This window comes from Microcoleus sp. S13_C3 (assembly GCF_036700905.1).
Classification (GTDB): domain Bacteria; phylum Cyanobacteriota; class Cyanobacteriia; order Cyanobacteriales; family Microcoleaceae; genus Microcoleus.
The window spans coordinates 1-2,493 of sequence record NZ_JAUBPT010000281.1 but is presented as its reverse complement, the minus strand read 5'-3'; the positions used below and the strand labels follow the sequence as shown (position 1 = coordinate 2,493).

General features: G+C 49.3%; 1 protein-coding gene. It reads right to left on the bottom strand.

The features are described 5' to 3' along the window. On the bottom strand, window positions 1-2,493 hold a 2,493-nt coding region (locus tag QUA16_RS35595), incomplete at both ends, for a TIR domain-containing protein (RefSeq protein WP_333109454.1).

Genomic DNA, 2,493 nt, shown 5'->3' with positions numbered 1-2,493 from the left:
ATGCCCTTTGAAGGGTTGACCGATCGCTTTGCCAGAGGTATCCCACAAGCGAACCGTCTTGTCCCAACTGCCACTGACGATCGTCTTGCCGTCCGGACTAAATGCCACTGACAAGACCTCACCCTCATGCCCTTTGAAGGGTTGACCGATCGCTTTGCCAGAGGTATCCCACAAGCGAACCGTCTTGTCCCAACTGCCACTGATGATCGTCTTGCCGTTCGGACTAAATGCTACTGATTTGACTGTATTCTCATGCCCTTTGAAGGGCTGACCGATGGCTTTGCCAGAGGTATCCCACAAGCGAACCGTCTTGTCCGAACTGCCACTGACGATCGTCTTGCCGTCTGGACTAAATGCCACTGAGTTGACCTCACCCTTATGCCCTTTAAAGGGTTGACCGATGGCTTTGCCAGAGGTATCCCACAGCCGAACCGTCCCGTCCCCACCGCCAGTGACGATCGTCTTGCCATCCAGGCTCAATGCCACTGACAAGACGCTACCCTCATGCCCTTTGAAGGGTTGACCGATGGCTTTGCCAGAGGTATCCCACAGGCGAACCGTCCCGTCTTGACTACCACTGACGATCGTCTTGCCATCCAGGCTCAATGCCACTGACAAGACGCTACCCTCATGCCCTTGTAAGAGATTTCGTTCTCTGGCATCCCCGCTGGCATCTCGTAAACTAGACTGCACTTGGGGCAGAACGGTCTGTGATGTAAATAATGACGATTTGCTTTGGCCTGTGGCTTGAATCGCCAGAATGAGTGCTTCTACTGGCTCGATCGGGAGCAATAACTGAGCGCGGGCGGCATTTTCCCGCAGCGTCGCAATGGTGGCTTGCCGTTGAGCGTTCAACCCAAGAGCCGTCACTACCCCCATCACACTTACAACTGCCCCGGCTAACAACAGCCGATTTTGGCGCTTATGCCCCCCACTTTTGGCAATATATGCCTTTTGTAACTCCGTGACGGCAGGCTGTTTCTTTTGCGCTTGAGTCTCCTTCAACCAAACTTCGGCAACTGCCAATTCACTTCCCCGCAACAATAAATCTTTTGTCTTCTTTTTTTGTTCCCATTCGAGCGATCGCTGAGACCATTTTGTATGATTGCGTAAGTGTTCTCTGTCGGTATCGAGCGTTCTCACCAATTGGTTGAAATTGGCATTAAAATCCCGATCGTTTTGATTGAAATCTATCCACTGGACTTTGGCTAAATCCGGATGCAGTTCGGCTGAATCGATCGGCTGATGCAGCACCGTGACAAAGCGTTTGTTCAACCCAGCGGCATACTCGACCTCCGCCGCACAATAGGGAGACGCGATCGATCGGGGTGAGAGAATAAATAGAAAGTTATCGCAGACTTGAATTCCCTGGTGAATCTCCTGGGCAAAATCTGCCCCCGATGCAATACTTTCCTGGTCAAACCAAGTCGTTTTTCCCTGAAGTTGCAGTTCCTCGTTCAACTTTCTAGCTAAATCCGAATCCGCGCGAGAATAGGAAATAAACACATCGAGCGCCTCCGCAGGCGGTTGCCGCAAACTTTCAGCAATAAATTCTTCCTGCAACGGCGTAGGTGGATGCTGCGATCGTTTTTTCTGCGCCACCTTCAACCACGCCTCAGCACTTCGCAAGTTATAGCCTCGCAGCAGAATACTGGGATTCTTGTGCTGTCGCTCCCACTTCAGTGCTTTGGTCAACAAAACCTTATGCTCGTTATAGTAAGCCTCATCTTGATGCAAAATCTTCAGCAATTGACTTTCATCGAGCAAGTAATCGTCTTCTTGTACGTTGTCGGTGAGGTCGATATATTGCAAATTTCGCAGCGCATTTGGAATCTGTTCCGCTGAGGTTTCTCGCACTAAAATGGGAATAATTCGCTTGTTAAGCGATAAGGCAATCTCTAATTCTTTCCGAGCAAAATGCGAATCCATCGAGTCTGGAGAGAGCAGATACACCACATTATCTGCCTGTTCGATTCCCCGCTGAATCGCCGCCTCAAAGGCTTCCCCGGTTTGAATATCGGTGGTATTCGTCCAAACCGTCAAACTTTCTCGCCTCAGACTGTTGCGAATTTTCTCCATTGTCGCCTTATCTGGCTCGGCATAGGACACAAACACCTGAGTCATTAAGTTGTTGGCATTCTTGATACTTTCGGTAATATATTCGCAATGCAAATCGGCGGGAAAACAAGGCGGTTGTTCATCTTTAAACCGGATTTTCAACCAAGATTCTGCTTGCTTTTTCTCATCGCCCACTAACAACCATCGATGTTGTTTTTGCTGCCGTTCCCACTCTAAGGCTTTGGTTAAAAATTGCGTATGCTTTTCTACATAATCGGCGTGACGGTTTAGTAACTCCGTCAACCCGGCTAAAGACTTCTCGAAGTCATCAATTCCCTCGCGAAAATACACCCAGTTTATTTTGCCTATAGCCGGGTGCATATTGTTAAAACTCGAATGCAATCCTTTGGCTTTGTAGGCTTCCCACTCCTCGTC